Origin of the sequence: uncultured Sphaerotilus sp. (genome assembly GCF_963924895.1) — a bacterium.
In the GTDB taxonomy this organism is placed as follows: Bacteria; Pseudomonadota; Gammaproteobacteria; order Burkholderiales; family Burkholderiaceae_C; genus Sphaerotilus.
This window is the reverse complement of sequence record NZ_CAWURG010000006.1, coordinates 80,549-103,900: the sequence shown is the minus strand read 5'-3', so window position 1 is coordinate 103,900 and position 23,352 is coordinate 80,549. Positions and strand designations below refer to the sequence as shown.

The 23,352-nt window shown below is 70.7% G+C and carries 19 protein-coding genes and 2 pseudogenes; 9 read left to right on the top strand and 12 right to left on the bottom strand.

Features of this window, described 5'->3' with window-relative positions; all coding sequences use genetic code 11:
- Window positions 1-155: 155 nt before the first annotated feature.
- Window positions 156-437 carry a hypothetical protein gene (locus AABN02_RS02925; RefSeq protein WP_338413420.1) on the top strand — a complete coding sequence of 94 codons (282 nt, stop codon included), beginning with the start codon at window positions 156-158 and terminating at the stop codon, window positions 435-437.
- Between the two features lie 26 nt (window positions 438-463).
- On the opposite strand, the gene AABN02_RS02920 is transcribed toward AABN02_RS02925, so the two are convergent.
- Together AABN02_RS02920 and AABN02_RS02915 are read right to left on the bottom strand one after the other, a co-directional pair.
- Window positions 464-1,576, bottom strand: coding sequence for a glycosyltransferase (locus tag AABN02_RS02920; protein ID WP_338413419.1), 1,113 nt, complete (start codon window positions 1,574-1,576; stop codon window positions 464-466).
- Between the two features lie 29 nt (window positions 1,577-1,605).
- Window positions 1,606-2,190 (bottom strand): annotated as a pseudogene (locus AABN02_RS02915) (sugar transferase); the annotation flags it as partial.
- A 477-nt stretch (window positions 2,191-2,667) separates the two neighbouring features.
- On the opposite strand from AABN02_RS02915, the gene epsF reads away from it, so the two are divergent.
- The 7 genes from epsF to AABN02_RS02880 are packed head-to-tail and all read left to right on the top strand — an operon-like array spanning window position 2,668 to window position 12,162.
- The gene (gene epsF / locus AABN02_RS02910) at window positions 2,668-4,125 is read left to right on the top strand and encodes a chain length determinant protein EpsF (RefSeq protein ID WP_338413418.1); all 1,458 of its coding nucleotides are present in this window, start codon (window positions 2,668-2,670) and stop codon (window positions 4,123-4,125) included.
- 8 nt (window positions 4,126-4,133) lie between these two features.
- Window positions 4,134-5,030 carry a polysaccharide biosynthesis tyrosine autokinase gene (locus tag AABN02_RS02905; RefSeq protein ID WP_338413417.1) on the top strand — a complete coding sequence of 299 codons (897 nt, stop codon included), beginning with the start codon at window positions 4,134-4,136 and terminating at the stop codon, window positions 5,028-5,030.
- 31 nt (window positions 5,031-5,061) lie between these two features.
- The gene (locus AABN02_RS02900) at window positions 5,062-6,306 is read left to right on the top strand and encodes an oligosaccharide flippase family protein (protein ID WP_338413416.1); all 1,245 of its coding nucleotides are present in this window, start codon (window positions 5,062-5,064) and stop codon (window positions 6,304-6,306) included.
- Window positions 6,303-7,613, top strand: a complete 1,311-nt coding sequence (locus AABN02_RS02895; RefSeq protein ID WP_338413415.1) for an O-antigen polymerase — start codon at window positions 6,303-6,305, stop codon at window positions 7,611-7,613. The genes AABN02_RS02900 and AABN02_RS02895 overlap by 4 nt, the downstream gene beginning before the upstream one ends.
- A gap of 3 nt (window positions 7,614-7,616) precedes the next feature.
- Window positions 7,617-8,699, top strand: a complete 1,083-nt coding sequence (locus tag AABN02_RS02890; RefSeq protein ID WP_338413414.1) for a glycosyltransferase family 2 protein — start codon at window positions 7,617-7,619, stop codon at window positions 8,697-8,699.
- Between the two features lie 30 nt (window positions 8,700-8,729).
- Complete coding sequence (locus AABN02_RS02885; RefSeq protein WP_338413413.1) at window positions 8,730-9,797, top strand: glycosyltransferase family 1 protein; 1,068 nt, start codon at window positions 8,730-8,732, stop codon at window positions 9,795-9,797.
- A gap of 19 nt (window positions 9,798-9,816) precedes the next feature.
- Complete coding sequence (locus AABN02_RS02880) at window positions 9,817-12,162, top strand: polysaccharide biosynthesis tyrosine autokinase (protein ID WP_338413412.1); 2,346 nt, start codon at window positions 9,817-9,819, stop codon at window positions 12,160-12,162.
- Here AABN02_RS02880 and AABN02_RS02875 read toward each other — a convergent pair.
- On the bottom strand, window positions 12,149-13,231 hold the full coding sequence (locus tag AABN02_RS02875) for a right-handed parallel beta-helix repeat-containing protein (protein ID WP_338413411.1): 1,083 nt from the start codon (window positions 13,229-13,231) through the stop codon (window positions 12,149-12,151). The genes AABN02_RS02880 and AABN02_RS02875 overlap by 14 nt on opposite strands.
- Before the next feature lie 22 nt (window positions 13,232-13,253).
- Between AABN02_RS02875 and AABN02_RS02870 the strand changes: the two are divergent.
- A pseudogene (locus AABN02_RS02870) lies at window positions 13,254-14,372 on the top strand (DegT/DnrJ/EryC1/StrS family aminotransferase); the annotation flags it as partial.
- Between the two features lie 148 nt (window positions 14,373-14,520).
- Here AABN02_RS02870 and AABN02_RS02865 read toward each other — a convergent pair.
- The 9 genes from AABN02_RS02865 to AABN02_RS02825 all read right to left on the bottom strand — a co-directional run bounded on the left by AABN02_RS02865 (window position 14,521) and on the right by AABN02_RS02825 (window position 23,350).
- A complete protein-coding gene (locus AABN02_RS02865; RefSeq protein ID WP_338413410.1) occupies window positions 14,521-14,976 on the bottom strand; it encodes an RES family NAD+ phosphorylase in 456 nt (151 codons plus the stop codon).
- 7 nt (window positions 14,977-14,983) lie between these two features.
- On the bottom strand, window positions 14,984-15,415 hold the full coding sequence (locus tag AABN02_RS02860; protein WP_338413409.1) for an antitoxin Xre/MbcA/ParS toxin-binding domain-containing protein: 432 nt from the start codon (window positions 15,413-15,415) through the stop codon (window positions 14,984-14,986).
- A gap of 71 nt (window positions 15,416-15,486) precedes the next feature.
- Window positions 15,487-16,944, bottom strand: coding sequence for a potassium transporter TrkG (locus AABN02_RS02855; RefSeq protein ID WP_338413408.1), 1,458 nt, complete (start codon window positions 16,942-16,944; stop codon window positions 15,487-15,489).
- A 12-nt stretch (window positions 16,945-16,956) separates the two neighbouring features.
- Entirely contained in the window at window positions 16,957-18,336 is a 1,380-nt protein-coding gene (gene trkA / locus AABN02_RS02850; protein WP_338413407.1) for a Trk system potassium transporter TrkA, read from the bottom strand.
- A complete protein-coding gene (locus AABN02_RS02845) occupies window positions 18,287-19,027 on the bottom strand; it encodes a phosphatase PAP2 family protein (RefSeq protein WP_338413406.1) in 741 nt (246 codons plus the stop codon). Before AABN02_RS02845 ends, trkA begins: the two co-directional genes overlap by 50 nt.
- Complete coding sequence (locus AABN02_RS02840) at window positions 19,024-20,643, bottom strand: glycosyltransferase family 39 protein (RefSeq protein ID WP_338413405.1); 1,620 nt, start codon at window positions 20,641-20,643, stop codon at window positions 19,024-19,026. The genes AABN02_RS02845 and AABN02_RS02840 overlap by 4 nt, the downstream gene beginning before the upstream one ends.
- Window positions 20,633-21,631, bottom strand: a complete 999-nt coding sequence (locus tag AABN02_RS02835; protein WP_338413404.1) for a glycosyltransferase family 2 protein — start codon at window positions 21,629-21,631, stop codon at window positions 20,633-20,635. Before AABN02_RS02835 ends, AABN02_RS02840 begins: the two co-directional genes overlap by 11 nt.
- Window positions 21,628-22,470: a lysylphosphatidylglycerol synthase domain-containing protein gene (locus tag AABN02_RS02830; protein WP_338413403.1), complete on the bottom strand. Its 843-nt coding sequence runs from the start codon at window positions 22,468-22,470 to the stop codon at window positions 21,628-21,630. The genes AABN02_RS02835 and AABN02_RS02830 overlap by 4 nt, the downstream gene beginning before the upstream one ends.
- A gap of 16 nt (window positions 22,471-22,486) precedes the next feature.
- Window positions 22,487-23,350: a phosphatase PAP2 family protein gene (locus AABN02_RS02825; RefSeq protein ID WP_338413402.1), complete on the bottom strand. Its 864-nt coding sequence runs from the start codon at window positions 23,348-23,350 to the stop codon at window positions 22,487-22,489.
- Window positions 23,351-23,352: the final 2 nt, after the last annotated feature.

Here is a 23,352-nt window from a genome sequence, read left to right as displayed (position 1 = left end):
ACCGGCGGCATCCCGTTCTGCAGGCTTCGGGCGCGTGACAAGTGGACGGTGATGTCCTATAACTGCCGCCTGACATGCGCATGCATGTTGCGTCGCGCCGCAGGCCCGATCCATGGAGCCTGAAGGATGACGACGCCCCTTCAAGGAGTCCGGCCATGCACGCACAGATCTTTCAGCGCACCAGCCTGGGTCAGGCGGCCACCTGCGGGCGGGTGTCACTCGATCCGCAGGCGCTGCACCTGCTCATGCGCTTCAACGGGTTCACCGCGCTCGAATACCTCGGGCAAGCAGGCGAGGACATGCAGGCGTTTCAGCACATCGCGCGCCAGCTGCTCGACCAGGGCCTGATCGAACATGTCGGCGAAGACCCCCGGGTCGAATCGCCGGCAGGGCAGGGGTCGTGCTGGGGTTGCCTGGACCAGCTCGTCCCGGCCTGAACCTGCCGCGCCAGGGCGGCGGGTGCTCACACCACGCTGACCGGCTCTTTGGACCGCAGCACGCCCGACGGCGTCGGCACCACGCCACTGCGCAGCACGGGTACCGGCGACAGGCCATGGGCCAGCAGCATCGATGCGCGGAACCGGTGCCGCCCATGGCGGTGGCGGGCGCGGGTGTGGGCGGCATTGCCCATCTCGTGGCGCAGCGCCGCAGACTCCACCAGACGGGCGAGGGCGGCGATCAGATCGTTGTTGCGGTTGCAGAGGTAGCCCGACAGCGCGTGCACGATCAGCGCCCGGTAGGCCGGCACCTGGCGCCCCAGGCAGGGTACGCCGACGGCCATCGCTTCGGCCATGCCGCGGGCATCGCTGCCGGCCGGATCCGGTGACACGTAGACCCAGGCGCGGCGCAGCGCCTCGGCGCGGTCGGTCACATCCGCGCCGCGCATCAGCCTGATCTGGGCGGCCTGCAGCATCTGCTGCACCGCAGGCGTCGCGTCGCCGATCCAGCCGAAGGTCAGTGCGGGGCGCAGCCCGGTCAGCATCACCGCGAGTTGCACGAAGGCCTGGGCGTAGACCAGGTCGTCGGGCTGGCCGGTGGTGACGATCAGCGGGGATTCGGCCTCGGCGCGTGTGGTGTTGAAGTAGACCTCGTCGACCGGGCTGGACAGGCCGCCCGGCTGCTCGCGGCCGGACGGATCCAGCGCGTCCACGCGGTTGCGCTGAACGAGAAAGGCCGAGCGGTCGAGCCCGCGCACGATGCGTGCCGCCAGCGTGTCGCTGTCGAGGTGGAAGAACATCGGCGCCTGCACCGACGAGCCGCGCAGCACGTGGCGCCCGAGCAGTCCGGCGGTCAGGCCGTGCACGTGCACGGCCAGGATCGGTTCGCCCGCGAGTTCGCTGCGCAGCGCAGTGGCGGCCTGCCGCACGGCGGGCAGACCAGCACGGCCTGCGTTGCTGTCGCACAGACGCACGCCGGCTGGCAGCATCAGCCGTGCCTGTGCGGCATCACGCTGGTCCGTCAGCACGAGGCTCTGCGGCACGCCGGCATCGGCGAGCGCGAGCACGGTGGGCCACAAGGTCTGGCCCCGGCCGCCGGGCTGCAATCGGCTGACGAGGTGGAGCACGCGGCTGGTCATGGGCGGGGTCACTTTCCGGGTTGCAGGGTTCAGCGTGCGCCGCTCCCCAGCAACACCACCCGCAAGGTGTGGACCAGGATGCTCAGGCGCATGCGCAAGCTGTGCTTTTCGACAAAAACGCGGTCAAGTTCAACCCTTTCTTCGTACGTCGTGTCGTTGCGGCCGCTGACCTGCCACAGCCCGGTCATGCCGGGGCGCACGCTCAGGTAGTGCCAGCGCACCTGGCCGTAGCGCGGCAGCTCCGCCAGCGTGATCGGCCGCGGACCGACCAGGCTCATCTCGCCGCGCAGCACGTTGAAGAGCTGCGGCAGCTCGTCCAGGCTGGTGCGGCGCAGGAAGTTGCCGATCGGCGTGATGCGCGGGTCGTTCAGCAGCTTGTGGTCGCGCTCCCATTCGGCGCGTGCGTTGGCGTCTTTTTCGAGCAGATCGCGCAGCATGGCGTCGGAATCGAGGTACATGCTGCGGAACTTCAGGCAGCGAAAGAGCTTGCCGTGCTGGCCGATGCGGTAGTGGCCGAACAGGATGGGCGCGCCGTCCTTGCGCCAGATCAGCAGCGCGACGACCAGGAACACCGGGCTGAACAGCAGCAGCAGCACGGCCGCCATCACCTGGTCCAGGCGCAGATGCAGCCGCTCCAGCCAGCGCGAATGCGTCGGCTGGCGCTGCTGGCGGAACTGGCGGGCGCCTGCCACGAATGCGTTCAGGGAGGGGTGCTCTGCCGGAGTGCCTTGTTTCGTCTTCATACAAATTAGTCCAATGTGTTGCAAGCGGTGTCTGGGCTGCTGCGCTTTGATGCATTATTCACGCGTTGTCTCGACCAGAGATGAAGTGCCATCTATTCGCATGTTTCTTCGGTCTATTGACTTCATTCGTGGTGCATTTCGAACGATAAACCATGTAGCACTGAGAAATTTGTCAGTACCGGATCGTATTTTCCTGTTCAGGTGCGGCGACCCCGCGCTTCGATAGGGCGGCTGTCGACGTTCTCCCGTGTCTGGAGGGTGGCTTACCTGGGTAAACCAGTCCCAAATTCACACAAGAAACCGGGAAGCCGGATCTCGTAAAGTTACAACCTGTAAACGCATCAATCCATGTCACTTGCCCGATTTCTGTTGACGCTGAAGGCGCGATGGCTCACCGCTGTCCTGGTGCTGGCCACCGTGATGGCGGTGACGGCGCTGGTCAGTGCCCTGCTGCCCAAGCAGTACTCCGCCACGTCGATGGTGCTGGTGGACATCAAGGCGGCCGATCCGCTGGCGGTGTCGGCGCAGCAGCAGCAGTCCGGCCAGGCGGCGGCCTACATGTCGACCCAGGTCGACCTGATCCAGAGCGAGCGGGTTGCCCGCGCCGTCATGGCCGCGACCGGCATGACGCGGAACCCGAACGACGCCACCCACCAGCTCTGGCGCAGCAAGACCGGCGGTGTCGGCGACTTCGAGGAGTGGCAGGCTGCGCGGATGAAGAAGAAGCTCGACGTGCGGCCGACCAAGGAGTCCGGCATCATTTCCATCGGCTACACCGCCGACGACCGCCAGTCCGCCGCGCAGATCGCGAACGCCTATGTGCAGGCCTACGTCGACACCAGCCTGGCCCTGCGCGTCGAGCCGGCGCGCACCAGCACCACCTTCTTCGATGAACGCGCCACCCAGCTCCGCGCCTCGCTGGACGCCGCCCAGGCGAAGCTCTCGGACTTCCAGCGCCAGCACGGCCTGCTGACCATCGGCGGGGCGGAGGAGCGGGTGGACGTCGAGACGGCGCGCCTCAATGAGCTGTCCACGCAGCTCGTGTCGCTGCAGGCGCAGACCGGCGAGTCCGGCAGCCGCCAGTCGCAGGCGCGTGCCAACCCGGAAAAGTCGCCCGAGGTGATCAACAACCCGGTCATCAGCGGACTCTCGGCCGAGGTGCTGCGCCAGGAGACGCGTCTGAACGAGATGAGCGCCCGCCTCGGCGACCGCCATCCGTCGATCGTCGAGCAGCGCGCCGCCGTTGCGCAGCTGCGCAGCCAGCTGGCGTCGGAGTCGCGCCGCGTGGCCGCCAGCCTGGGCGTGAGCGACACGGTGAACCAGCAGCGCACGGCGCAGGTCCGCACGGCGCTGGAAGCACAGCGCACCAAGGTCCTCGAACTCACCACGCGCCGCGACGAGGCCCGCGTGCTGCAGAAGGATGTGCAGAACGCGCAAACCGCCTTCGACGCCGTGACCGGCCGCAGCACGCAGAGCGCCACCGAAAGCCAGGCGCGCATGAGCAACGTCTCGGTGCTGAAGACCGCGACCCCGCCCGCGCTGGCCGCGTCGCCGCAGATGGATGTGAACCTGGGCGTCGCGGCGCTGCTGGGCTCGGTGCTGGCGCTGGTGGTGGTGCTGGTGCAGGAGCAGCGCAACCGCCGGCTGCGCTGCGCCGACGACGTGCCCGAACTGCTGGACCTGCCGCTGCTGGTCGAGATCCCGTCGCGCAACCGTGCCGGCGGCGCGGGCCGGGGGCTGTCGCTGCCGAGGCTGGGCCGCTCCGCGACCGGCCCCGGCACACCCAAGGGCCGCCTGCCGGCGTGAACATGCACATGAAACGCGACTTCGAACTCAGCCGGGTCTCGCCGATCGACGAGACCCTCTTCACGGTCGAGCCGCAGCACGCCTTGAGCCTGGGCGACATCCTGCGCCGCCAGTGCCAGCTCGGCGACGCGGAAGTGGGGCGCATCATGGCGCTGCAGGCCGAGCGCGGCTTGCGCTTCGGGGACGCGGCGGTGGCGCTGCGCCTGGTGCAGCCGGACGATGTGGCGCAGGCGCTGGCGCGGCAGTTCAGCTATGCCTGCACCACCGCGCAGGCCGCGCCGCACCTGGCCGAGCTGGCCGCGGCCATCGATCCGCACGGCGACAAGGCCGAGGTCTTCCGCGACCTGCGCGCCCAGATCATGCTGCGCCCCGGGGGCACGGAGCCGGTGGCACTCGCCGTGGTCAGCCCCACGCCGGGCGACGGCCGCACCCACATCGCCGCCAACCTGGCGGTGGTCTTCAGCCAGATGGGCCAGCGCACGGTGCTGGTCGACGCCAACCTGCGCGCGCCGCGCCTGCACACGCTGTTCGACCTGCCGTCGCGGCCCGGCCTGACCGCGATCCTGGCCGACCGGCAGGTGGCCGGCGAGCTGGACCGCATCGATGCGCTGCCGAACCTGCACGTGCTGCAGGTCGGCGCGCCGCCCCCGAATCCGCAGGAACTGGTGCAGCGCGAGACCTTCCGCACGCTGCTGCGCGAGCTGACGCGCAAGTTCGACCGCGTCATCGTCGACACGCCGGCCGCGCAAGGTACGGCCGATGCCCGCGTGATCGCCACGGCCTGCACGCAGGCGCTGGTCGTCGGTCGCCGTGACCACAGTGCCGCGGCGCACCTGTGCGATCTCGTGGCCGGGCTGCGTGCCCAGCGGGTCGATCTGGTCGGCGTCGTGATGAACGACCACTGACCCCGCACCGAACCGCAACCACCTCCTGTCCATGGCCGCTGCCACCGACCGCGCCTCCACCGTGCGCAAGCTGATCGAGCTGGCGATGACCCACGTCGCCACGTTCGCGTTTCCGCTTGTCTTCGCGGTGATCTGCGGGCGCACGCTCGGCATCCACGACTACGGCATCGTCTCCTTCTACGCCGCGCTGGCGGCCTTCCTCGGCATGGTCATCGAGTTCGGCTTCGACTGGTACGGCATCCGCGAGGTGGCGCGCCACCAGGGCGACCCGGCCGGCGTGCACCGCATCCTGTGGAACATCACCGCGGCCAAGCTGCTGCTGTGCGCGGGGGTGGTGAGCGTGGCGGGCGGCGCACTGTGGCAGCTGCGGGCGCACGCCGAATGGCCGCTGATGCTGGCGTCCAGCGCCTACCTGGTCGGCTTCGCCTTCGATGCGGGCTGGTATGTGCGGGCGCTGGAGCAGACGCGCCTGCTGCTGCTCATCACCAGCGGCGTGCGGCTGGTCGGCATCGCGGTGCTGCTGACGGTGGTGCCGCGGGTGGCGACGATGGAGAGCGCGCTCGGCGTCTACGCGCTGGTGTCGCTGCTGACCAGCGGCGTGACCTGGTTCTTCCTGGCGCAGCGCGGGCTGGTGCAGCGCTCGCGCGTCGAGCGTCGCTACATCGGCGAGCTGCTGCGCAGTTCTTCGGCCATCGTGTTCGGCAACGTCAATGGCGCGATGCTCACCAATGGTGGCATCGCGCTGCTCGGCATGCATGCGGATCCCGCCACGGTGGGCGCGGCCAACCTCGCGCTGCGGGTGCGCATGGCGGGGCAGGCGGTGATGCTGCCGGTGCAGCAGCTCGGCTTCGTGCGCATCTCCGGGCTGGCTGGACGCACCCCGCTGGCGGCGATGGCGCTGGGCAGCCGGCTGATGGTGGTGACGCTGGCCATCGGCACAGTGATCAGCATGGTCTGCATGGCCACGGCGCCGCTCATCGCGCGCTACGTGTTCAAGACCGAGGTGCCGATCGCCGTGATGCTGATCCTGCTGCTGGCCTTCAGCATCCCGATCCAGGGCATGTCCAGCCTGTTCGGCATGCAGTCGCTGATCGCGCTGGGCCAGGAACGCCGCTACGCGCTGATCCAGCTCGCCGCGACGCTGGCCTTCTGCGCCTGCCTGTTCCTGATCAACCAGGGCAGCGCCTATGGCTGGGCGATCATCGGCGCCGAGACCACGGTGATGCTGTTGTCGGCGGGGGTGCTGATCCGCCTGCGCAAGGAGATGGTGGCATGAAGCCCTCCCCGTCGGTCTCCACGGCCATGCCCATGCCCTGGTGGTGCTCGCCGGCCGGCATCGCGGTCGGCTTCCTGCTGCCGCTGATGGTGCTGATCTCGTACGCGGGCGATCTGCCCCATCCTGCGCTGACGCTTCGCGGCGTGCAGGCGCTCGATGCGCATTACCTGCAGCTCGGCGCGATGATGATCCTCGCCATCGCGCTGACGGGCTGGCTGGGGGCGCAACTGCAGTTCGGCGCGGTGCCCGCATCGCGCGATGTGCGCGCCTGGGACCGGGCCGCGCTGGGCCTGGGCGGCATCGCGACCTTTGCGTTCGTCATCTGGTTCCGTGACTTCGTGTTCAACCCGGTGCTGCTGTTCCAGACCCTGACCGGCGAGTTCAAGCCTGACCGCAACACCATCGAGCTGACGCCGGGCCTGACCTCGCTGGCCAACATGGGTCCGGTGTTCTTCTCGGTCTACGCCTTCCGGCTCTTCGACAAGGGCGAACGTGCGCTGCCCCGCGCCATGCATGTGATGTTCGTGGTGCTGGGGTTGTTCACGCTGTTCCGCGTCTACGTCTGGACCGAGCGGCTGGCGCTGATCGAGCTGCTGGTGCCCTTCGGGTTGACCGTCGGGCGCTGGACCTCGACACGCCGTGGCGGTGGCTGGGCGCTGGCCCGCACGGTCGGGCCCTATGCAGCGATCCCGCTGGTGATCCTGTTCTTCGGCGCCAGCGAGTACTTCCGGTCCTGGTCGTCCGACACCTACCAGGGCAAGATGGATTTCTGGGAATTCGCCCTCGGTCGCTTCGCGAGCTACTACTACACCTCGCTGAACAACGGCGCCGGCCTGCTGGCCAACATGCCCTGGCCGACCGGGACCTTCGAGTTCACGCTGGAGTGGCTGCACCGCGCACCCTTCGGCCTGGGCAAGCCCTTCTCGGCGGCGGTCGGCTACACCGTGCCGCGGCTGGACTACTACCTCGCCACCTACCAGGACGAGGAGTTCAACAGCCCGTCCGGCATCTACGGCCCGCTCTCCGACATGGGTCTCTATGGCGGGCTGGCCTACATGCTGGCCATCGGGCTGGTGAGCGGGCTGTGCTTCCGCGCCTACCGCGAGGCGCGGCTGGTGGGCGTGCTGTTCTATCCGATCTTCTTCATCACCTTCATGGAGATCTACCGCTACCCCTACCTCGGCGTGCCGCGTGCCTTCACGTGGACGCTGGGCATCGGGGTGGCGCTGCTGCTGGCGTCCACGGTGAAACCGATTCCGGTGTCGCGGCGAACCGCCGGCACCTCTTCCGAATACCCGGCGAGCTGATCCATGCACGACCCTTCGACCCGCCCTGCCCCCCGGCTGAGCATCGTCATCGACAACTACAACTACGAGCAGTTCGTGGCCCGCGCCATCGACTCCGCGCTGGAGCAGACGGTGTCCGATCTGATCGAGGTGATCGTGGTCGACGACGGTTCGACCGACCGCTCGATGGCGGTGATCGCGGCCTATGCCGACCGGGTGCGCATCATCGACAAGCCCAATGGCGGACAGGCCTCGGCCTACAACGCCGGCTTCGCCGCGGCACGTGGCCAGCTGGTGCTGTTCCTTGATGCCGACGACTGGATCTACCCGGACGCGGCCGCCGAGATCATTGCCGCCTGGACGCCGGGCACGTCCAAGGTGCAGTTCCTGCTGGACATGGTGGACGGCGCCGGCGATCCGCTGCACCGCCAGGTGCCGCGCGAGCTGCACGACGCCGAGGCCGCCCGCCTCATGCGCGACTGCGGCGCCTATGGTTCACCCCCGGGCTCGGGCAATGCCTACGACCGGGACTACCTGCGCCAGGTGATGCCGCTGGAGGAGTCCGCCTGGCGCACGGGGGCCGACTCGGTGCCGATCCTGCTCGCGCCGGCCTATGGGCAGATCCGCTCCCTGCGGCGCGCGCTGGGCGCCTACCGCATCCACCGCGCGCTCGACGACGAGGCGCTGGTCTTCAACAACTACTCCGGCAGTCTGCTGTCCGAGTTCCTGCGCATCACGGCCGGCAAGCGGGCCGTGGCCGAGGGGCTGGACCGGCTGGGGGCACAGCGGGCCCAACCGCTCGGGCTGGCACCTTGGGAGGCGCGCACGATGGTGATGTGCGCCCGCTTCGGCGGACCGCAGGCGCGGGCGGCGATGCAGCCCTCGCCGGGGGCGGTGGTGCGGCATGCGCTGCGCTCGGTGTGCCGCTGGCCGTACATCCCGCTGCGGCGCAAGCTGCAGATGGTGGTGTGGATGCTCGGCGTGACGGCCCTGCCGCTGTCGCTGGCGCACCGTCTGGCGCGCATGCACCGCCGCTCGGCCGGCCAGCCCGACCCCTCCGCCCACGCTGCCGCCGCACGGCTGGCGGCGATGAAGCTGCATGGCTGAGCCCGTGCACCTGCCCCGACCCGAGCGACCATGCTGATCAACGCCCGTTTCCTCACCCGCCAGGCCACTGGCGTGGACCGTTTTGCCATCGAATTGCTGCAGGCTGGCATGCAGGCCGGCCTGCTGCCGGGCGCACAGGCGGTGGTGCCGGCCGACGCCACGCTGGTGACGCCTGCGCCCAAGGGCCTGACCGTGCGCCATGCCGGCCGTCATGGCGGCCACCGCTGGGAGCAGTTCGAGCTGCCGGCGCTGGCGGCCCAGGCGGGCGATCTGCCGCTGGTGAACCTGTGCAACACCGCGCCGCTGCGCCACCGCCGCCAGATCGCCGTGATCCACGACGCCGCGGCCGTCGCCAATCCGCAGAACTACAGCTTCGCCTTCCGGCAGTGGTACCGCGTGATGATCGGCTCGCTGATGCGCCGCAGCCGCGTCATCGCCACCGTCTCGCGCTTCAGCGCCGACGAGCTGACCCGCCATTTCGGCGCCCACCACCACGGCGTCGAGGTCATCCCCGAAGGCGGCGAGCACATCCTGCGCCTGCCAGCCGACCCGACCGTGTTCGAGCGGATCGACCTGCGCGGGCGGCGCTATGTGCTGGCGGTGGGGAGTCAGTCGCTGAACAAGAACTTCGCCGCGGTGCTCAATGCGATGAGCCTGATCGACGACCCGGACGTGGTGCTGGTCGCCGCGGGCGGTGGCAACACGCGCATCTTCACCGACAGCGCCCTGCAGCACGAGCGCCTGCAGCGCACCGGCTATGTCAGCGACCAGCAGCTGCGTGCGCTCTACGAGGGCGCGGCGTGTTTCGTGTTCCCGTCGTTCTACGAAGGCTTCGGCCTGCCGCCGCTGGAGGCGATGTGCTGCGGCTGCCCGGTGATCGTGTCGGACCGCGCCTCGCTGCCCGAGGTCTGCGTCGACGCGGCCCTGTACTGCAACCCCGACGACCCCGCCACGCTGGCCGCCCAGCTGCGCCGCGTGCTGGGCTCGCCCGCCCTGACCGACGAGCTGCGCGCCCGCGGTCACCAGCGTGCGGCACAGCTCACCTGGGACCGCGCCGCGCGCGAGTTCGCCGAGCTGATGGACCTGCACTTCGCCTGAGCCTGAGGAACCCCACTCCATGCAAGCCCCCCTCCGCGTTGCCCTGGTGCATGAATGGCTGGTCAACCACGCCGGCAGCGAGAAAGTCGTCGAGGAGATCCTGAAGATCTACCCGCAGGCCGACCTGTTCGCCGTCGTCGATTTTCTGAAGCCGCACGAGCGCGGGTTCCTGCAGGGCAAGGTTGCCAAGACCACCTTCGTGCAGCGCCTGCCCGGTGCGCAGAAGCGCTTCCGCCACTACCTGCCGCTGATGCCGCTGGCCATGGAGCAGCACGATCTCTCCGGCTACGACCTGGTCCTGTCGTCGAGCCACGCGGTCGCCAAGGGCGTGCTGACCGGGCCGGACCAGCTCCACGTCTGCTACATCCACTCGCCGATCCGCTATGCCTGGGACATGCAGCACCAGTACCTGAAGGAATCCGGCATGGCCAGCGGCGTCAAGGGCACGGTGGCCAAGCTGCTGCTGCACTACATGCGGCTGTGGGATGCCCGCACGGCGGCCGGCGTGGACCAGTTCCTGGCGAACTCGGCCTTCATCGGGCGCCGGGTGCGCAAGGTCTACCGGCGTGATGCGGAGGTGATCCACCCGCCGGTGGATGTCGAGCGCTTCGCGCTGCGCCGGGACAAGGACGACTTCTACCTGACCGCCTCGCGCATGGTCCCGTACAAGCGCATGCCGATGATCGTCGAGGCCTTCTCGCGCATGCCCGACAAGAAGCTCATCGTCATCGGCGACGGGCCGGAGATGGACAAGGTGCGGGCCGCGGCCGGGCCGAACGTGTCGGTGCTCGGCTTCCTGGGCGACGCTGCGCTGGTGGACCACATGCAGCGCGCCAAGGCCTTTGTCTTTGCCGCCGAGGAGGACTTCGGCATCACCCCCGTCGAGGCGCAGGCCTGCGGCACGCCGGTGATCGCCTTCGGACGCGGCGGCTCGCTGGAGACGGTGCGCGGGCGCGGCCATCCGGCGCAGCGCACGGGCGTGTTCTTCACGGAGCAGACGCCCGAGGCGGTGATCGCCGCGGTCGAAGCCTTCGAGGCGCTGCCGGTGCCGATCCGCCCGGAGACCTGCCGCGCGCACGCCGAGCAGTTCGCGCCAGCGCTGTTTCGCCAGCGCTTCCAGGCCGCGGTCGAGCGGGCCTGGGTGCGCTTCCATGCCGAGGAAGATCCCGAGCACCTGCCGGTGCTGTCCGAGGTGCAGGTACCGGCGCTGCCGGCCGCAGTGCGGGCGCCCTTGCTGCCGCAACCGGTGCTGACACCGATGGCGATGCCGAAGCCCGCACCGGTGCCCGTGGCCATGCCGGCGCCCCCGACCGTGTCTGCGCCGGCCCCCAGGCCCGCATCTGCGCCGGTGCCGGTGCCGGTGCCGAAACCCGCGCCTGTGCCTGTCCCCGCTCCTGCCCCAGCTTTTGTGCCGCCCACCCCGGCCCCTCCCGCCATGCCCCAGTCCGACAGTGCCCGTGCCGACACCCCCTGCGAGCTGCCCTTCGATCTGCCGGTGGCCGACGCGCGTCCGCGGTCGGCGTCCGGCGCCCCGGCGGTGCTGCGCCCGCTGGGCGAGATCATCCGCACGATGCGGCCGCTGTCGGACGGCGACATCGCACACATCCTCGTCGTGCAGCGGCGCATGAAGCTGCGCTTCGGCGAGGCCGCGGTCGCGCTCGATCTGGTGACGCAGGCCGATGTGCTGTGGGCGCTGTCGCAGCAGTTCAACTACCCGTATTCACTCGACGGCACCGGCCTGCGCGGCGCGGATCTGGTGGTGGCGGTGGAGCCCTACAGCCCGCAGGCCGAGGCCTTCCGCGACCTGCGCAGCAAGATCATCGCCAACGACGCCACGCTGGGCCGCCAGCCGATCGCGGTGGTCAGTCCGGACCATGGCGACGGGCGCACCTACGTCGCGGCGAACTTGGCCGTGACCTTCAGCCAGCTCGGCGAACGCACGGTGCTGGTGGACGGCAACCTGCGCGACCCCGGCATCCACAAGCTCTTCGGCCTGAAGGAGCGCGCCAGCCTGAGCGACCTGCTCAACGGCCGCCGTCCGGCCAAGCCCTTCGACCGCTCGGCCGATCTGCCGGGGCTGTTCATCATGCAGGTCGGCGCCCCGCCGCCGAACCCGCTGGAGCTGCTGCAGCAGCCGATGTTCGGCATCCTGCTGCGCGAGCTGCAGCGCGAGTTCGACCGCGTCATCGTCGACACGCCGCCCGCGCGCCACACGGCAGACGCCCGCGTGATCGCCGCGACGTGCCGGCAATCGGTGCTGGTCGGCCGCCATGGCAAGACCGAGGCGCGCGTGATGAACCTGCTGGTGGACCGCCTGCGCCGCACCCAGGCGACGATCGCCGGCGTCGTCCTCAATGACCACTGAAACGGCGGCAATCGAGCTGCGCGCCGGTGGTCGTCTGCACCAGGCGGCCGGCGCGGTGGTTCAGCACGCCGTAGCGGCTGTGCTCCACCGTGTTGCCCTGCAGCAGGATGTCGCCCAGACCGGCCGCGCCGTCCGGCACCGCGTGGGTGTGCAGTTCGATGGCCGCGTGGCCGGTGGGCGCGGCCGTGACGCCGACGCGGGCGGCGGGCGTCTGGATCTCGCGCAACCGGTTGTGCTCGATCCGCACATCGTGCACGCCGTGGGTGCGCCAGTTGCCCTCCTGCGCGATCAGCACGCCGGCCGCCCGCGCGATGCCGGTCACCGTGTTGCCGCGCAGCGTGATGTGCGCGCCGCCCACGACCGTCAGGCCCCGGCCCCAGCGGGCGCCGTGCACGGTGTTGTCGGCGACGAGCACGTCGCGCACCACGGGCTCGTTGTCGTAGGACACGATGGAGATCAGGTCGTCGCCCACGTCGTGCACCTGGTTGCCGAGCACGCGGCCGTGGCGGCTGCCGCCGGTGGTGTGGATGCCATCGGCCAGCGTGTGGCGCACGGTGTTGCCGGCGATGGTGAAGTCGGTGGCGCCGTAGACCAGCATGCCCACCGAGCCTGCGCCATCGACGGTCACGCCACGCACGACATTGCCCCGCTGCAGGGTCGGGCCTTCGCGGTACACGCTGATGCGCGCTTGCGCCGGTTCGCTGCGGCGCTGGTCGGGCGAGGCGGTGAGCGTCAGGCCGTAGAGGCGCACGCCGTCCGCGCGCAGACCGAGCGTGTGGTCGCGCGGGTCGGTGGCCTGCAGCGTGGCGCCCGGTCCCCACAGCGTCACGCCCGGCACGCTGACCAGCACGCTGCGCGCCTGCTGGTAGCGCCCCGGCGGAAACACCAGCCAGCCGCCCGGCTTGAGCGCCTTGAGCGCGCGGTCGATGGCCGCGTCATCGGCGAGGTCGTCGTCGGCCACCGCCCCGAAGTCCGTCACCCGCAGTGCCCCCGCCGGCACCGCGGGCAGTGGTGCGAGCACCGCGCAGGCCAGCGCGCTGCCCATGCCCATCCCCATGCCCAAGGCCACCAAGCATCCCCTGGAGACCCCCATGAGCGCTGAGCACCCCGACTGCACCGACCACCCCATCTACGTCACCCAGCCCTTTCTGCCGCCACTGGCGGAGTTCATGCCCTACCTGGAACAGATCTGGGACCGCAAGCTCATCACCAACGGCGGCCCCTTCCACCAGCAGCTCGAAACCGAGCTGGCCGCCTACCTGGGCGTGCAGCACCTGGCGCTGTTCACCAACGGCACGCTCGGCCTGCTCACCGCGCTGCAGGCCCTGCGCGTCACCGGCGAAGTCATCACCACGCCGTACTCCTTCGCCGCCACCGCGCACTCGGTGCTGTGGAACGGCCTGAAACCCGTCTTCGCCGATATCGACCCGCACACCTGCAATCTGGACCCCGACAGCATCGAGGCCGCCATCACCCCGCAGACCACCGCCATCATGCCGGTGCACTGCTACGGCCGGCCGTGTGATGTCGAGCGCATCCAGAAGATCGCCGACACCTACGGGCTGAAGGTGATCTACGACGCCGCGCATGCGTTCGGCGTGCAGTACAAGGGCAAGAGCCTGCTGAACTGGGGCGACCTGTCGGTGCTGAGCTTCCACGCCACCAAGGTGTATTCGACCATCGAAGGCGGCGCCATCATCTGCCCGGACGCCAAGACCAAGCAGCGCATCGACTACCTGAAGAACTTCGGCATCGCCGACGAGGTCACGGTGATGGCCGCGGGCATCAACGGCAAGATGAACGAGGTGCAGGCCGCCTTCGGGCTGATGCAGCTGCGCCATGTGGACGACTGCATCGCCCGCCGCGGCGAGATCGCCCGGCTCTACGCGCAGCAGCTCGCCGGCCTGCCGGGCATCCGCGTGCCGGACGACGCGGCGGACACGGTGCCGAACCACTCCTACTTCCCCATCTTCATCGGTCCGGACCACCCGCTCAGCCGCGACGCCGTCTACGACCGCCTGCGCCAGCACGGCATCCACGCCCGCCGCTACTTCTACCCGCTGCTCAGCGACATGCCGATGTACCGCGGCCTGCCCTCTGCCGCCAAGGACCACCTGCCGGTGGCACACGAGATCGCCGCGCAGGTGCTGTGCCTGCCGATCTACCCGGCGCTGTCGGATGCGGACGTGCTGCGGGTGGTGGACGTGCTGCGCAGCGCGCTGGTGCACGAAGGCTGGCAGGCGCAGGCGGTGGCGCAGGATGGGGTGGCGGTGGCTGTGCCGGTCGCGGTGGGAGGGCCGGCTGGTCGGTTGGTCGAGCGGCGCTCGGGGGATGAGCGGCGGGTCTGAGCGAGCAGGCTCAAGGCGAGCGCAGCAGCCGCTCGTCGAATGGATACCGCGCCACTGACACCACCGTCGCCTGCTGCGCCTGCGGATGCAGCGGATTGAACAACCGGTTGAAACTGCGCCCGACCACGGCCGACGGCACACGCAGCATCAAGCTGCGTCCTTGCGCGAGCCACTCGTCGCCACAGCGGCGTGTCACCTCGGCGTCGGTGTGCCAGTCCGGTGCGGCTGGCAACACGGCGTCTTCGCTGCGCACATCGTCCGGCAAGGCGACTTCCATCAACTGGTACTGCGCCGGCAACTCGCCCGGATGCGATGCCTGCACGTGCACCAGCACCTCCAGCAGCGCCGCAGCCGGACTTTCGGCCAGGTAGACGATCGGGCGCCCTCGGTGGTGCCAGCGGCCGGGGTGCAGCACGCCGCCGGTGCCCGACAGGTCGGCGTAGTTGCTGATGCGCCAGAGGATCACGCCAGGCTCACGCGAAGTAGCCCTGGTCGATTTCGTGCAACCACGCCTGCACGGCCTCGAAGCCGAGGGTGTCGGCCGCGAAGTCCATCGGCGCGGCCCCTCCCAGGCGCTCCTTCGGGCTGTGCAGCCACGCCTGTGCCCGTGCCGCATCGCCGAAGACCAGTTCCGCCAGCGTCTGCACCCGCACCAGTCGGTACAGCCCGTCGAACTCGTCGCGGCTCAGTCGGGCCTCGGCCTTGCGGCGGATCCAGGTGCGACGCGGCACGATGCGGTAGACATCGGCAGGTGACAGCAGGTTCTGGCCGGTGAGGCTGTGCATCAGGGCGGTGCCGAGCTGCTCCCGGTCCGCGCGCGCCAGGGCCATTTCGCTCGCGCCGGACGGCAGGCCCAGCGCCTGACCCAAGGTGCGGCTGAGGGTCGATTCGAGGTTGGCGTGCATCCGGTGGACTCCTGGGAGGGGTGAGCCAGATTCTAGGGCAAGGTGCGCCAATTGGCACACCTTGGTCACCCTCACCGCCGCCAGAACTGCGGCGTGAGCAGCACCAGCACCGCGAACAGCTCCAGCCGCCCCAGCAGCATCACCACCGTGCAGATCCAGGTCTGCACGTCGCTCAGGCCCTGGTAGTTGCCGGACGGACCGACCTGTCCGAGGCCGGGGCCGGTGTTGTTGATGCAGGCCACGACCGCCGTGAACGCGCTGATGATGTCCAGCCCGGTCAGCAGCAGCGCCATCGTGCCCGCCACCAGCACGGCGCCGTAGACCAGCATGAACGCCTGCACCGAGAACAGCACCTGCGTGTCCACCACCGCGCCGCCCAGCGTCACCGGCCGCACCGCGCGCGGGTGCAGCAGCCGGGTGAATTCGCGCTGCACCTGCTTCATCAGCAACAGCGAGCGGCTGAGCTTGATGCCGCCGCCGGTCGAGCCGGCGCAGGTCGCGAAGCCGCACAGGAACAGCATCAGGATCGGCGCGAAGATCGGCCACTGGGCGTAATCGACCGTCGCGAAGCCGGTTGTCGTCGCCACCGAGATGACGTTGAACGCGGCGTGGCGCAACGCCGTGGTCCAGTCCGGGTACACCCCGTGCACGATGAGGAACATGGTGATCACCGCGACGCTGGCGGCCATCAGCGCGAAGAACAGCCGCGCCTCCAGATCGCGCCACAGCGGCTGGATCGAGCGCCGCTGCCAGACGCGGAAGTACAGCGCGAAGTTCACCCCCGCCAGCAGCATGAAGACGATCGCCACCGCCTCGACCCGCCCGGAGTTGAACGCCGCGAAGCTCGCGTCGTACCCGGCCAGGCCGCCCAGACCCATCGTCGAGCACATGTGCATGAATGCGTCCGGCCAGCCCATCCCCGCCCAGCGGTAGCCGAGCAGGCAGGCCGTGGCCGCCGTGAAATACACCGCCCACAGCCCACGCGCCGTCTCGGCGATGCGCGGGGTGAGCTTGTCGTCCTTCATCGGGCCGGGGGTCTCCGCCTTGAACACCTGGCTGCCGCCCACGCCCAGCAGCGGCAGGATCGCCACCGCCAGCACGATGATGCCCATGCCGCCCAGCAGCACCATGAAGCAGCGCCAGACGTTGAGTGACACCGGCAGCTTCTCCAGCCCGGTCAGCACGGTCGCCCCGGTCGTCGTCAGCCCGGACACCGCCTCGAAATAGGCGTCGGTGAAGCTCAGGCCGGGGATGTGCAGCAGCAGCGGGATCGCCCCGAACACTGGCAGCACGGCCCACACCAGCGTTGCGAGCAGGAAGCCGTCATGCGCCTGCAGTTCGCGGTCGAGGTGGCGGCAGTGCAGGAACAGCGCCGCGCCGACCACGACCGTGATCGCCATCGACAGCGCGAAGCCCTCCTCGATGCCGTCGTGGCAGAAATGCGAGAAGCCCAGCGGCACCGCCATCGTCAGCCCGAACAGCATCAGCACGCCGCCGAGCACCTTGAACACCGGGTAGTAGTAGCGCATCGCGAACCCGGCTCAGAAGAAGGTCGCACCGACCTGGAACAGCTTTTCCACCGGCCGCACCAGCCGCTTGTTCGGCAGGAAGACGATGACGTGGTCGTCGGTCTCGATCACCGTGTCGTGGTGCGCCATCAGCACCGCGTCACCACGCACGATGGCTCCGATCTGCACCCCGTCCGGGAGGGCGAGCTGCTCGATGCGCCGTCCGACCACCTTGGAGCTGCGCCGGTCGCCGCGGGCGATGATCTCCATCGACTCGGCGGCGCCCTGGCGCATGCTGTGGACGGCCTCGACGTCGCCGCGGCGCACGAAGGCCAGCAACTCGCCGATGACCGCGTGCTGCGGCGAGATCGCCACGTCGATCTGCGTGCCCTGGACCAGCTCGGTGTAGGCGCGGCGGTTGATCAGCACGATGGCCCGGCGCACGCCCAGCCGCTTGGCCAGCAGGCCGGCGAGGATGTTGTCCTCGTCGTCGCTGGTCAGGGTGATGAAGACGTCCATCTCGCCGACGTTCTCGGCGGCCATCAGCTCCTCGTCGGTCGAGTCGCCGTGCAGGACCAGCACCTCCGAGCCCAGCTCGGCGGCGAGGTACTCGCAGCGTGCGCGGTCGGTCTCGATCAGCTTGATCCGGTAGCGCCCGCGCAGCTCGCGTGCCAGCCGCAGGCCCACCTTGCCGCCCCCGGCGATCATCACGCGGCGCACCGGCCGGTCGCGTTCGCGCAGCGCGCACAGCACGTCGGAGACATCCCCGGTGCGGGCGATCACGAAGGCCTCGTCGCCCGCCTCGATCCGGGTGTCGCCGTCGGCCTTCAGCGGCTGGTCCTGGCGGAACAGGCCGACCACGCGCATGTCCATGCCCGGTACCAGCGTCGGGGTTTCGTCGAGCCGGTGGCCGACCAGCCGTCCGCCCGCATAGGCGCGCACGCCCGCCAGCGTCACCCGGCCACCGGCGAACTCGATGATGCGCAGGGCCTCCGGATACTCGATGAGCTTGCGGATGTAGGTCGTCACCGACTGCTCGGGGCAGATCACATGGTCGACCGCGAAGCCGCCCTCGCGCGCCAGCAGCGGCGAGCCTTCGACGAACTCGGGCGAGCGCAGGCGGGCGATGGTGGTGGTGACGTTGAACAGGTCGTGCGCGACCTTGCAGATGGCGAGGTTGGTTTCGTCCAGCGGCGCGCAGGTGATGAGCAGGTCGCAGTCCGCCGCACCCGCTTCACGCAGCACCGAAGGCTGGATGGCATTGCCGGCGACACCACGCAGGTCGAGCCGCTCCTGCAACTGGCGCAGGCGGAGCGGGTCGGTGTCGATGACCGTGATGTTGTTGCGCTCGGAGACGAGGCTTTCAGCGACGCTGGTGCCCACCCGTCCGGCACCGATGATGAGGATGTTCATGGGCGCCGATTATGGGCACCCGGCGCCGCTGCCAGCGCCAGCCCACCCAGCCGGCGCGCAGGAGCAGGCACACCCCCTGCATCGCCAGCCCGGCGAAGACGACGTCGCTCAGGAAATGCCCGCCCTGCAGCACCCGCCCGGCGCCGATCAGCAGCCCCGCGGCCAGCCCGATGCGCCACCAGCGGCGGCGCGTCGCCGGGGGCCCGAGCAGGCCGACCGCCATCAGCAGGAAGCCGGTGGCGGCGTGGCCGCTGACGAAGGAGCAGTTCTTGTCGCAGTAGGGGCTGACCGTGCCGGCTGGCTGGAAGGGGTGCGGGCCGCCGAAGGCGCTGACCTCGGTCGGGCGGGGGCGGCCCCAGTGGTCCTTCAATCCGACGTTGACCACGCCCCACAGCCCCAGCACCAGCGCCAGCAGCAGCACCTGGGCACGGCGGCGCCAGCGTGGTGGCGTCGCCGACCGGAACGCGAGCACCAGGCAGGCCAGCAGGGCCAGCCGTCCCAGCCAGGGCACGCCCAGATAGGTCCACTGCACCAGCGTGGCCTGGCCGAGCGGGAAGTGGCTCGGCCCGTCCGCGTCGAAGACCGCGGCACTCACCGCCAGGTCCAGCCCAGGCCACAGACGGAACAGCGCCAGCGCGGCCAGGGTGGCGACCAGCCAGCGCAGCCCGTCGGTCAGGTGTCGCCGTTTCATGGCCACGGCTCTGTCATCGGCCCCTGCCAGCGGATCAGGCTCAGGCCGCGCTCGGCGTACACCGGCGTCCAGCGGCCGCCCGCGGCCAGCCTCGGGATCTGGTCGGTGCGCACCAGCGCGAGTTCGCCCGGCCGGGGCGCGCGGCGCGGTGCTTCCTGCTGCAGGTAGACCGCGAAGCTCGGCAGGTGCAGCCCCCACTGCACGGCGGCGACCGGGGCGGCTTGCTGGCGGGCGACCTCGGCGGCGTGGCGCACTGGTGCCTGCAGCCGCTCGCCCCACCACGGCGCCAGCGCGGCGTTCACCAGCAGCGCCAGACCGAGCGCGGCGGACACGGCGCTCTCCGACCACGTCAGCGCGGGGCGTGTGCCCCACAGACACCAGGCCGCCCAGACACTGGCCAGCGCGCCCGCGCCGAGCAAGCCGCCGATCTCCACCGGCGCCGAGAGCAGTGCGCGGTACAGGGGGGCCTTCAGGTCCGGCGCCTTCAGCAGCACCAGCAGCGTGCCGCCCACCAGCGCCAGCGGCAACACGACCAGCCCTCCCGCGAAGACGCGGCGCAGTCCGTCCGGCATCGGCCCGGTCAGCGCCTGACCGACCAGCAGCGCCAGCGGTGTCAGGCCGTAGAGCGCGTAGTGCGGCAGCTTGGTGCCCGACAGGCTGAAGAACACCAGCACGAAGCCCGCCCAGCCCAGCAGGTAGCGCCCGAGCGGTGCGCGCCACAGTCCGCGCACCCGGGCGAGCACCAGCCCGAGCAGCGGCGCCCACGGCAGCATCAGCAGCGGCAGCACCAGCAGGTAGTAGCCGACGCTGCCGCCGTGGCCTTCGAGCGTGCCGCCGTAGCGGGCGAGGTTGTGGCGGATGAAGAAACCATCGATGAAGGCCTGGCCATGGCGGTGCAGCGCGTAGGCGTACCAGGGCACCGCGACCGCGAGCATCAGCGCCCACGCACGCCACTCGCCCAGCAGCGCGGCCAGCCGGGGGCGCCACGCCGACCGCGGTTCCGTCGCGATGAACAGCAGCGCCGCGGCCCCGGGCACCAGCAGCGCCACCGGCCCCTTGGTCAGCAGCCCGAGCCCCAGCCACAGCCCCGCGCGCCGCAGCGCGTTCCGGGCCATGGGAGACCCGCGCTCGGCCTCCAGGTGGCGCCACAGGTCCAGCGCGGTCAGCGCGAGCCACAGGTTCAGCAGCGCGTCGGCGGTCGCGGCGCGGCCGATGGCCAGCACGCCGAGACTCGTCGCCACCACCGTGCCCGCCGCCAGCGCCGCCGCCTCGCCCCAGCGCGGCCGCGCGAACAGCGCCACCGCCACCGCCCAACCCCACGCCGCCAGCACCGACGGCAGCCGCAGCGCGAACTCCCCCAGCCCGAAGGCGCGCACCGACAGCGCCTGCAGCCAGTAGGTCAGGATCGGCTTGTCCCAGCGCGGCTCGCCGTTGAGCGTGGTGTGGCCCCAGTCGCCGCTGGCGAGCAGCTCGCGCGTGGCCTCCGAGAACGCGCCTTCGTCCACGTCGAACAGCGGCACCCCGCCCAGCCGCGCCAGCCCGATCAGCAGCAGCACCGCCGCCCACGCCCACAGGCGCCAGCCCGGCACCGCGGACACCGCGTGCTCAGGCGCCATCGCCGTCGCCCTCACCGCGCCGCACGACATAGGGCTGCCCATGGCGCGCGCCGTAGTAGATGCGGATCAGCAGCTCCGCCAGCACGCCCGTCGTCAGGAACTGCAGCCCGCCGATCACGCAGAAGAACCCCAGCGACAGCAGCGGCCGCCCGCCGATCGACTCGCCCAGCAGCTTGAGCACGCCCAGGTAACCAAGGATGCCCACACCCATGCCGCCCACCGCCAGCCCGATCACGCCAAAGAAATGCCCCGGCCGCGCCGCGAAGCGCTGGAAGAAGGTCACTGCCAGCAGATCGACCAGCACCCGCAGCGTGCGCGAAATGCCGTACTTCGAAGCGCCGCGGGTGCGCGCGAAGTGCTCGACCGGCTCCTCGGCCATGCGCGCCGGCGAGGTCACGGTGGACAGCCAGGCCGGGATGAAGCGGTGCATCTCGCCATAGAGCCGCACCTCGCGCAGCACGTCGGCGCGGAAGGCCTTCAGGCTGCAGCCCAGGTCGTGGAAAGGCAGGCCGGTGATGCGGCGGATCAGCCGGTTGGCGAGCTGCGAGGGCAGCTTGCGCAACCAGAACCCGTCCTGCCGCTGGTGGCGCCAGCCGGCGACGATGTCGAGGTCTTCGCTCAGCAGGCGCTGCACCAGGCGCGGGATGTCGCGCGGGTCGTTCTGCAGGTCGCCGTCCATCGTGACGATGACGTCGCCGGTGGCGGCGTCGATGCCGGCCTGCATCGCGGCGGTCTGGCGGAAGTTGCGCGCGAGCTGCACCACGCGGATGTGGTCGCCGACCGTGCGGGCGTGGCGGCGCAGGGTGGCCGCCGTCGCATCGCGGCTGCCGTCATCGACGACGATCAGCTCCCAGGGCTGTGGATAAGCCGCCAGCGCCGCCTGCACGGCGTCGATCAGCGGCACGGCGTTCTCGACCTCGTTGTACATGGGCACCACCACCGAGAGGCGGTGGGCCGGGAGCAGGAGCGCGGGGTGGGTCATGTTCATGTGGTTTGCAGCGCGCTGGTATTTCGGTTGGAGAGGGCTGCGGCGGCGATCGCCACCAGCCCGGTCAGGCCGGCCAGTCCCAGCGTCAGCGCGTGGACCAGCAGTGCGGCGCCCACCACGGTGGTGGTGTCGCCCCGGCCGCTGGCGATCCAGACGCCAGCCTCGTAGCTGCCCAGCCCGCCCGGGGCCTGCAGCGGCAGCACGCCAGCCCATTCGCCGCCCACCGCGCCGCGCAGTGCCGCCGCTGCTGGCAGCGCGCCGACTGCCGCCAACATCGCAGCGATCACCGCCAGCTTCACCACCCAGTTGCCCAGGCAGCACAGCCAGCCGCGCCAGCTTCCCCGGCGCGTCAGACGCACGGCCACCGCGACCACGCCAGCCGTGACCAGCGCCGCTGCCGCCAGCGCGCCCGCCGCAGGCCACTGCGCCGCCAGCGCGGCCCACAGCGCGGCACTCAGCAGCGCCAGCACCAGCGCGTCCTGCACGCGCAGCCACAGCAGGCTGCGCAGCGACTCGCCCGGCGGCACCTGCCAGCGGCGGTGCAGCCACAGCGGGTAGCCGGCCTCGCCGCTGCGCATCGGCAGCCACGCGGCCGCGGCGTTGTGCAGCAGGAAGAGCTGCAGGCATTCGGCGTAGCGCGCACCGGTGCGCGGCTGCCACTCGGCGTGCAGGCGTGCCGCCCGCAGCGCGTAACTCAGCAAGATCCCGGTGCTGGCCAGCCCCCATTGCCACGCGGGCACGGCCGCCGCGCTGCGGCGCAGCGCTGGCAGATCCAGCGTGCGGCCCATCCACACCAGCGCCGCCCCGCCCAGCAGCAGCCCGAGGACGCCTGCGACCACGCGCCGGTGGCGCACCTCAGCCCGGCTCCGAGCCGATGCCCAGCGGCGCCTGTCGCGCCGGCGGTGCGGTGGCCAGCGCGCTGCTGCGGCTCAGGCGGTGCAGTCCCGCGGCCACGCTCCACACGCCCAGCGCCCACTGCAGCGGCAGGGCCAGCCCGTAGCCGCTGTGCAGCACCGCCATCACGATGCCGCAGCCGATCTGTGCCGCGGCCAGCACCTGCTGCCCGGGGCGGCTGCACAGCCAGCCCACCAGCCGACCCTGGCCCGACAGCTGCCAGCCGATGGCGGCCGTCACCAGACCGAGGCCGGCGCCGACGCAGAGGTCCGCCGGCCAGTGCGCACCCACCGCCGCACGCGACAGCAGCACCAGCACGGCCAGCGCGAGCAGCCCACCGCGCTGCAGCCACGTCGTGCGCCAGGCCAGCAGGCACAGCCCGAGCACCGCCAGCGTCGTGATCGCATGGCCCGAGGGCATCGCGCCGCGCATCAGCGGCTCGCCGATGACGACGATCTGGTCCACGCCCAGCAGCGAGGCGGGCCGGGGATGTTCGATCAGCCGCTTCAGCACATGGGTCAGCGCGCCGCCCACCGGGAAGCACCACAGCAGCGCCGCCACCGGCTGCATCGACCGCACGCTGGTGCCGCGGTGCAGGGCGGCCAGCACGATGAAGGCGCTCAGCCCCAGACCGGCCACGCTCAGCATCGCCCACAGCGCCGGCCAGACCGTGCCGAGCGCGTTCAGCGTGCGGAACAGCGCGGTGTCGTGGGGACTGCCGTGCAGCAGCGCGCCGCTGGCCAGCAGCACGGCCGCAGCGGCCAGCAGGGGCCGGTGTGACCCGGGGGCTGGGGGAACGGGCGAGGGTGTCGGGGCAGTGTTCATGG

Bases quoted from the DNA above. Each gene is read 5' to 3' on its own strand.
- AABN02_RS02925 (WP_338413420.1), top strand. From the start codon at position 156: ATGCACGCACAGATCTTTCAGCGCACCAGCCTGGGTCAGGCGGCCACC.
- AABN02_RS02920 (WP_338413419.1), bottom strand. From the start codon at position 1,576: ATGACCAGCCGCGTGCTCCACCTCGTCAGCCGATTGCAGCCCGGCGGC.
- epsF (WP_338413418.1), top strand. From the start codon at position 2,668: ATGTCACTTGCCCGATTTCTGTTGACGCTGAAGGCGCGATGGCTCACC.
- AABN02_RS02905 (WP_338413417.1), top strand. From the start codon at position 4,134: ATGAAACGCGACTTCGAACTCAGCCGGGTCTCGCCGATCGACGAGACC.
- AABN02_RS02900 (WP_338413416.1), top strand. From the start codon at position 5,062: ATGGCCGCTGCCACCGACCGCGCCTCCACCGTGCGCAAGCTGATCGAG.
- AABN02_RS02895 (WP_338413415.1), top strand. From the start codon at position 6,303: ATGAAGCCCTCCCCGTCGGTCTCCACGGCCATGCCCATGCCCTGGTGG.
- AABN02_RS02890 (WP_338413414.1), top strand. From the start codon at position 7,617: ATGCACGACCCTTCGACCCGCCCTGCCCCCCGGCTGAGCATCGTCATC.
- AABN02_RS02885 (WP_338413413.1), top strand. From the start codon at position 8,730: ATGCTGATCAACGCCCGTTTCCTCACCCGCCAGGCCACTGGCGTGGAC.
- AABN02_RS02880 (WP_338413412.1), top strand. From the start codon at position 9,817: ATGCAAGCCCCCCTCCGCGTTGCCCTGGTGCATGAATGGCTGGTCAAC.
- AABN02_RS02860 (WP_338413409.1), bottom strand. From the start codon at position 15,415: ATGCACGCCAACCTCGAATCGACCCTCAGCCGCACCTTGGGTCAGGCG.
- AABN02_RS02855 (WP_338413408.1), bottom strand. From the start codon at position 16,944: ATGCGCTACTACTACCCGGTGTTCAAGGTGCTCGGCGGCGTGCTGATG.
- trkA (WP_338413407.1), bottom strand. From the start codon at position 18,336: ATGAACATCCTCATCATCGGTGCCGGACGGGTGGGCACCAGCGTCGCT.
- AABN02_RS02845 (WP_338413406.1), bottom strand. From the start codon at position 19,027: ATGAAACGGCGACACCTGACCGACGGGCTGCGCTGGCTGGTCGCCACC.
- AABN02_RS02840 (WP_338413405.1), bottom strand. From the start codon at position 20,643: ATGGCGCCTGAGCACGCGGTGTCCGCGGTGCCGGGCTGGCGCCTGTGG.
- AABN02_RS02835 (WP_338413404.1), bottom strand. From the start codon at position 21,631: ATGAACATGACCCACCCCGCGCTCCTGCTCCCGGCCCACCGCCTCTCG.
- AABN02_RS02825 (WP_338413402.1), bottom strand. From the start codon at position 23,350: ATGAACACTGCCCCGACACCCTCGCCCGTTCCCCCAGCCCCCGGGTCA.